At 55.4% G+C, this 6,787-nt stretch carries 5 protein-coding genes and 1 CRISPR repeat array; of the genes, 1 reads left to right on the top strand and 4 read right to left on the bottom strand.

Annotation, left to right across the window (positions count from 1 at the left end; genetic code table 11):
- Positions 1-144: 144 nt before the first annotated feature.
- The 3 genes from IQ241_RS24635 to IQ241_RS24625 form a co-directional block, all read right to left on the bottom strand.
- The gene (locus IQ241_RS24635) at positions 145-1,053 is read right to left on the bottom strand and encodes a hypothetical protein (protein ID WP_228022077.1); all 909 of its coding nucleotides are present in this window, start codon (positions 1,051-1,053) and stop codon (positions 145-147) included.
- A gap of 361 nt (positions 1,054-1,414) precedes the next feature.
- Positions 1,415-1,627 carry a type II toxin-antitoxin system HicB family antitoxin gene (locus IQ241_RS24630; protein WP_193912374.1) on the bottom strand — a complete coding sequence of 71 codons (213 nt, stop codon included), beginning with the start codon at positions 1,625-1,627 and terminating at the stop codon, positions 1,415-1,417.
- Entirely contained in the window at positions 1,617-1,877 is a 261-nt protein-coding gene (locus IQ241_RS24625; protein ID WP_193912372.1) for a type II toxin-antitoxin system HicA family toxin, read from the bottom strand. The genes IQ241_RS24630 and IQ241_RS24625 overlap by 11 nt, the downstream gene beginning before the upstream one ends.
- A 229-nt stretch (positions 1,878-2,106) precedes the next feature.
- On the opposite strand from IQ241_RS24625, the gene IQ241_RS24620 reads away from it, so the two are divergent.
- Positions 2,107-2,916 (top strand): ABC transporter permease, encoded by an 810-nt coding sequence (locus IQ241_RS24620; protein WP_322743791.1) that lies wholly within the window; start codon positions 2,107-2,109, stop codon positions 2,914-2,916.
- Here IQ241_RS24620 and acnB read toward each other — a convergent pair.
- Entirely contained in the window at positions 2,913-5,513 is a 2,601-nt protein-coding gene (acnB, locus tag IQ241_RS24615) for a bifunctional aconitate hydratase 2/2-methylisocitrate dehydratase (protein ID WP_193912368.1), read from the bottom strand. The genes IQ241_RS24620 and acnB overlap by 4 nt on opposite strands.
- Positions 5,514-5,770: 257 nt before the next feature.
- Positions 5,771-6,489: a CRISPR direct-repeat array (repeat unit 29 nt; unit sequence CGGTTCACCCCCACAGGCGTGGGGACAGC).
- Positions 6,490-6,787: the final 298 nt, after the last annotated feature.

Below are 6,787 nucleotides of genomic sequence, written 5' to 3'. Positions count from 1 at the left end.
GGGGATGTACCGACTCAAAACCGTTTTCACAGGTGAGGTGTGTGCCAGAAAGATAGCAGCTCAAACCACCGAGTTGATGATTGAATGTAAGGCGCTCAACCGGATGACGCAGCTCGGAATGCCTGATAGCTACCGCGTTGCAGCCTAGAAAACGACCGAGATGGGAAACCCCTGTCCCTTTCTCAATTCATGCAACAAAGCCGTTGGCAACAAGAAGTGACGGACGCGATCGCTTTGCCGCTGTAGAACTTCTTCCAGCAGATAGTCCACAATGTAGCGGTCATCGCCAGAGAATGCTGCCACAAAATCAGAAATATCTTCGCGCCCTTTCAGGGATAGCGCCGCGAGCTGCAGCCCGGCGATCCAGCCTTCGGTTCGCTGCTCTAAAGCGGCCACCTCCGCTGCCGAGATTTTCAACCCCATCACCCGATTGAGAAAAGCCGCCGCTTCCTCCGGCGTGAACCGCAGGTCACTCGCCCTCAGCTCGGTTAACGCCCCGTGAGATCTGAACCGCGCCAGAGCTAAGGGCGGGTCGGCCCGGCTGGCAATGATCAAATGCATCTGAGGCGGCAAATGGCTGAGCAAAAAGCCGATCCCGTCATGAATAGCCTGGGTCGTGATCGCATGGTAATCATCCAGGATAAGGGCAATATCCGCCTCAACGGCAGTCAGTTCATTGAGTAAGGTCATCAAGACCGACTCAATTTGGGGTGGCTGCGGTGATTGCAATAATGAAAGCGATCGCTTACCCAGGCTGGGTTGAATGTTCTGCAGAGCGGTGATCAGATAGGTCCAGTAAACAGCCGGATCATTGTCACTTTGGTCTAAGGAAACCCAAGCTACAGGTCTCGTGGGTAGGGCTGCCACCCATTCTGCTAACAGCGTCGTTTTGCCAAACCCGGCTGGGGCTGAGACCAGGGTTAATTTGCGCTGCGGGTCGATACGATCGATCAGCCTCGGGCGCGAGACCAAGTCAGCAGACCATTGGGGGAGGTAGAGCTTGGTCTCCAGTAAAGGGAGCTCTGAAGTAATCGGTCTCGCTGAGACAGTCATGAATACATTTTCCTGCTTTAAGAGGCCTCTGGCAACATGGCGAATAGGTTAAATTCAGAGGCTTTTCCACTATGCAGAGATTAGAGTTTCTACACTCGCAATCATGCCCCTAAATGGGTTGTGAGTTGGACATCAATACTAATGCGGTGATCAAACCGGAAATTTCTAGAATGATACGCTCTGCTCATCGTGACTTTCAAGCTTTTAGTTTGAGTACTCTTTGATGCTGAAGGGGTGACACAAGGCCCATAGTTGATGTGGGGTGGACGATTCGGCATAAAGTTGCTACTAAGGCAAATCACAAGTCAGTCAGCGAGCACTTACTTAAGAACAAATTTATTAGTCCAGCTTGGTATCTCTATCAAGCATACATCAGTCGCCCTTTCGGCGAAGGAATAGAACGTCCCAGCTCCTGAGCCGTATCTATCCACTCTTGAATGATAACTTCTACGTTCGAAACGGCTTCTTGATAAGTTTGACCATCGGCTTTACAGCCAGGTAGCTCTGGCACTTCAACAATAAATGCGCTATCTTCTTCGCTCCAGTAGATGACTAACTCGTACCTAATCAACATTTTGATCACCTAAGCGATATTGAACAATTACATTTCTAATTTGCTTGACCTGATAAGGCTTTGCTTTGGAACCTTTTGGCTGAATGTTGATAATTTCGTCAACGCGGTCTTTCGCAAAAATGTGATGATCTCCTCTAACTCTTTCACTGAAACCTAGACGAACCAGCAGTTTACAAAGTTCGGAGAAACTGATGTTTGCATCTGATGTGCCGGTTAGAATTTTTTGCCGCAATTTTTCATATTTGCCCATCTGTAGCTTGTTTGAGTTCTAAATAAGGATTAACGTGTTGATTCACACCAACTCCTAACTAAGCTTATCTATGCAATACGTTTAGAATACTATACTGCCTTAGTTCAGAGATAGGCTCATGCAGTTTGGGTATCTGGTTCAAAAAACATCCGGGGAGCGTTTACAATAATCAATGATTCAGCTTGCCGTACATTGGGCCAGCTCTAGCCGGGCTGTGCTTAATACCTCTGTGAAAACTGCTAAACCTCGTTCGCCGCATACCTTACAAACCCTATTTGCCGATACCCTCACCGTTTTCTGGGGCGACTGGCTCGACCTGCGGGTGCGGATTCCCCAAGTCGCGGCTTCAGGGCTGGTGTCGCCGCTGATCTATATCTTGGCCTTTGGGCTGGGGTTGGGCAGCTCCATCGACCGGGTGGCCGAACCTACGGCGGGGGATAGCTACCTAGAGTTTATTTTGCCGGGAATGGTAGCGCTGTCTTCGATGGTGATCAGCTTTGGCGGCACGACCTTTTCGATCTGCGGCGAGCGGCTGTTTACCAAAAACTTTGAGGAGATGCTGCTCTACCCGATTCATCCGCTGGCGCTGCACCTAGGTAAAATGCTGGCTGGGATCGTGCGGGGAATGATGACTGCGGCGGCGGTAATTGTCGTGGCGATTTTGTTTACTCGCGAGTTTTGGGGATTCCTGAATCCGCTCTTTTTGCTGCTGATTGTCCTCAACTGTGCCGTCTTTGCGGGGCTGGGCGTGATAGTCGGGCTGAACGTCAAGTCGCTAGAGAGCGTTGGCCTGTTCAACAACTTTCTGATTGTGCCAATGTCATTCCTCGGCGCGACCTTCTTTGATCCGGCAACGCTGCCGGTGGTGCTAAAAGGGATTGTCTATCTGCTGCCGCTGACCTATACGACCATTGGCCTCAGAGCAGCGGCCTACAAACCCCTGACGGAGTTTCCCTGGTATTCGATCCCGGTGCTGCTGGTGGTCGCGATCGCGCTTTCCTTCATCGGCGCCCATCAGTTTTCCCACCAGCAGGATTAGTCACGGCCCGCCATTGCAATTTCGTTAATCCGCTCCTCCATCTCCTTGGGAATCACCCGGCCCTCGTCGGCAAAATTAGCGATCTGGTCGAAATTCAGATAGCGGTAGAGCTCGTCGGCAAAGGGATCGATTTTATTCGCCACCACATCCAGGTATTCCGCCATGCTGGGAATCCGACCGAGCAGGGCGCAGGCGGCGGCCAGTTCGGCGGAGCCCAGGTAGACCTGAGCCCCTTTGCCCATGCGGTTGTTGAAGTTGCGGGTTGAAGTCGAGAACACCGTCGCGCCATCTTCCACCCGGGCCTGATTGCCCATACAGAGCGAGCAGCCCGGCATTTCGGTGCGGGCTCCCGCCGCTGCGAAGGTGCCGTAGTAGCCCTCCTCCCGCAGCTGCTTCTCGTCCATCCGAGTGGGCGGGCAGATCCAAAGACGGCCCTTAACCGTACCGGCATTTTCAAGCACCTTAGCAGCGGCGCGGTAGTGGCCGATATTGGTCATACAGGAGCCGATAAAGACCTCATCGACCCTGTCACCGACCACCTCAGATAGGGTTTTGATATTGTCCGGATCGTTGGGCGCAGCGACCAGCGGCTCCTTGATCTGGTCTAGGTCGATCTCGATAATCTCGGCATATTCAGCGTCGGGGTCCGCCGACATCAGGGTGGGATTAGCCAGCCAGTCTTCCATCTTGGCGATCCGGCGAGACAGCGTCCGGGCATCCTCATAGCCCCGGGCAATCATGTTCTTCATCAGGGCAATGTTGGAACGCAGGTATTCGGCGACAGTATCTTCGCTCAGCTTAATCGTGCAGCCCGCGCAGGAGCGCTCGGCGGAAGCGTCGGTCAGCTCAAAGGCCTGCTCTAGCTTCAGATTGGGCAGCCCTTCCATCTCCAGAATGCGGCCCGAGAAGACATTCTTTTTGTTCTCTTTTGCGACCGTCAGCAGCCCCGACTGAATCGCCGCGTAGGGAATCGCGTTGACCACATCGCGCAAGGTAATCCCCGGCTGGAGCTGGCCCTTAAAGTGCACCAGCACCGACTCGGGCATATCCAGCGGCATCGCCCCAATCGCCGCCGCAAAGGCCACCAGCCCCGAACCGGCCGGAAAAGAAATCCCCATCGGAAAGCGGGTGTGGGAGTCGCCGCCGGTGCCGACCGTATCGGGCAGCAGCATTCGGTTCAGCCAGGAGTGGATAATGCCGTCCCCCGGCCGCAGGGCCACGCCGCCGCGCTCGGCGAAGAAGTCCGGCAGCTCCTGATGAGTCTTGACGTCCACCGGCTTGGGGTAGGCGGCGGTATGGCAAAAGCTCTGCATCACAAGGTCAGCGCTAAAGCCCAGGCAGGCCAGCTCTTTCATCTCATCGCGGGTCATCGGGCCGGTGGTATCCTGAGACCCCACCGTGGTCATCAGCGGCTCGCAGGAGGTGCCGGGCCGCACGCCCTCCAGACCGCAGGCTTTGCCGACCATCTTTTGGGCCAGGGTAAAGCCCTTGCCGCTGTCAGCAGGCTGGGCCGGGCGGACAAACACGTCGCTCACCGGCAGTCCCAGCGCCAGCCGGGTTTTATCCGTCAGCGATCGCCCAATAATTAGCGGAATCCGTCCGCCCGCGCGAACCTCGTCCAAAATGGTCTCGGGCGTCAGCTTGAAGGTGGAAATCACCTCGCCCGCTGCGTTTTTAATTTCGCCAGAGTAGGGATAAATCGTGATCACGTCGCCCATCTGCGTCTGGGTAACGTCGCACTCAATCGGAAGAGCCCCAGAATCTTCAGCCGTATTGAAGAAGATCGGGGCGATTTTATTCCCCAGGATGACGCCGCCGGTGCGCTTGTTGGGCACATGGGGAATATCTGCGCCGATATGCCAGATCACCGAGTTCATTGCCGACTTCCGCGAGGAGCCGGTACCCACCACATCGCCGACATAGGCCACCGGATGGCCTTTCTGCTTCAGCTCTGCCAGCGTTTCCAGCGGCTTGTCCATGCTTGACTCCAGCATCACCAGCCCGTGCAGCGGAATATCGGGGCGAGTCGTGGCGTGGGGAGCGGGCGAAAGATCGTCGGTATTGGTTTCGCCGGGTACCTTGAAGACAGTGACGGTAATGCTTTCAGAAACCTTCGGCTTGCGGGTAAACCACTCGGCCTCGGCCCAGGACTCGACCACCTGCCGAGCGTAGGCGTTTTCGTCGGCTAACGCCATCACGTCGTTAAAGGCGTCGTAGATCAGCAGGGTTTTCTTCAGCGCCTCAGCGGCGGCCTGGGCGATATCAGGGCGCTCGTCCCGAAGCAGCGCTACCAGGGACTGGACGTTGTAGCCGCCCAGCATGGTGCCCAGCAGCTCTACTGCCTGAAGCGGCGTTAGTAAAGGGCTCTGTGCTTCGCCCTGGGCGATCGCGGTTAAAAACGACGCCTTCACATAGGATGCCTGGTCTACACCGGGGGGAACGCGATCGCGCAGCAGATGTAGCAAAAACTCGGCCTCGCCCGCTGGCGGCTGCTTCAGTAGCTCACACAGCTCTGCGGTCTGCTCTGCAGTCAGCGGCAGCGGCGGAATCTCTAGCTGGGCGCGTTCTTCGACCTGTTTGCGGTATGACTCAAGCATTGGACATCTTATCTGCACGGCAAATCCTAATTTAACCTGTGGCGCGGCTGAAAACAGCTACTTTTGCTGCACTCAGGCAGATTCATCTCGTTCAAAACCACGTCTTCATAGAGTGCTAACACCGGGAAGCAAAAATCGAAGCTGGGAAAAATAGATCATCGGTTTTGCCATCGGGTCTGAGTATCCAATTAACCGTGACGCGGCAAAAGACCTCTACGGCGACCCCATTTTGACTGATTAACACGTGGTCTTACGGACGGTTCACCCCCACAGGCGTGGGGACAGCGCGCAATCCCTTCGATTTTGAGGCTCTTGAGTACGGTTCACCCCCACAGGCGTGGGGACAGCTAAAGTTGCGGCAGAAAGTGGCCATGTCTTGCAGGTTCACCCCCACAGGCGTGGGGACAGCTCAAGAGGCTAAGCAATCTCAGGCGGCCATTGTGCGGTTCACCCCCACAGGCGTGGGGACAGCGGTGACGGTGATTAAGGATGCTGCCGGACGATACGGTTCACCCCCACAGGCGTGGGGACAGCGACCGGACTCGCCTGCAAGCAAATCCGGTCGGCGTCGGTTCACCCCCACAGGCGTGGGGACAGCGAACCGAACGCTGTCTAATTGCGGACTGTGCCCGCGGTTCACCCCCACAGGCATGGGGACAGCTCAGCATCCAACAAGGACAACTGCCTGTAGTGCTGCGGTTCACCCCCACAGGCGTGGGGACAGCCGATTGATATTCAGAATAGAAATGGCGGCAGAATCGGTTCACCCCCACAGGCGTGGGGACAGCGTGGTTCGCGGCCATCTCGACTGAAATAGGCCCCGGTTCACCCCCACAGGCGTGGGGACAGCCTGTAGCAACAATTAGTTTGGTGTTCATAAATTCCGGTTCACCCCCACAGGCGTGGGGACAGCCCTTAGATGCCATTCATGAGAGTTTTTCAGAAGCCGGTTCACCCCCACAGGCGTGGGGACAGCTAAATGTTTTCTAAGTCTTGTCCACCGTAGCCGAGCGGTTCACCCCCTATTAGGCGACAGTGGAGTAGTCGGGTAGCAAAAGTCGGTTGACGGGTTTAGCCGAACCAGCGTGAGACAGGACGGCAGCGTCAGCGCCATTTGGAGACGGTTGCAATCAGGCAAAAAAAAGGGGTAACTACTCAGGCTGAGGGAGAAGAGAGGGAGCATTGCCGGAAAAAAGTTCGACGAATGCATCCAAGATGTTGAGGTTCTGCTTTTTCAGAGTCGATAAATAACCGCGAATGTGGCAGAACTCTCT

The sequence above is a fragment of the Vasconcelosia minhoensis LEGE 07310 genome, from assembly GCF_015207255.1.
Classification (GTDB): Bacteria; Cyanobacteriota; Cyanobacteriia; order Phormidesmidales; family Phormidesmidaceae; genus Vasconcelosia; species Vasconcelosia minhoensis.
Note: the sequence above shows the minus strand (reverse complement) of the source record. Positions and strands in the feature narration are given on the sequence as shown.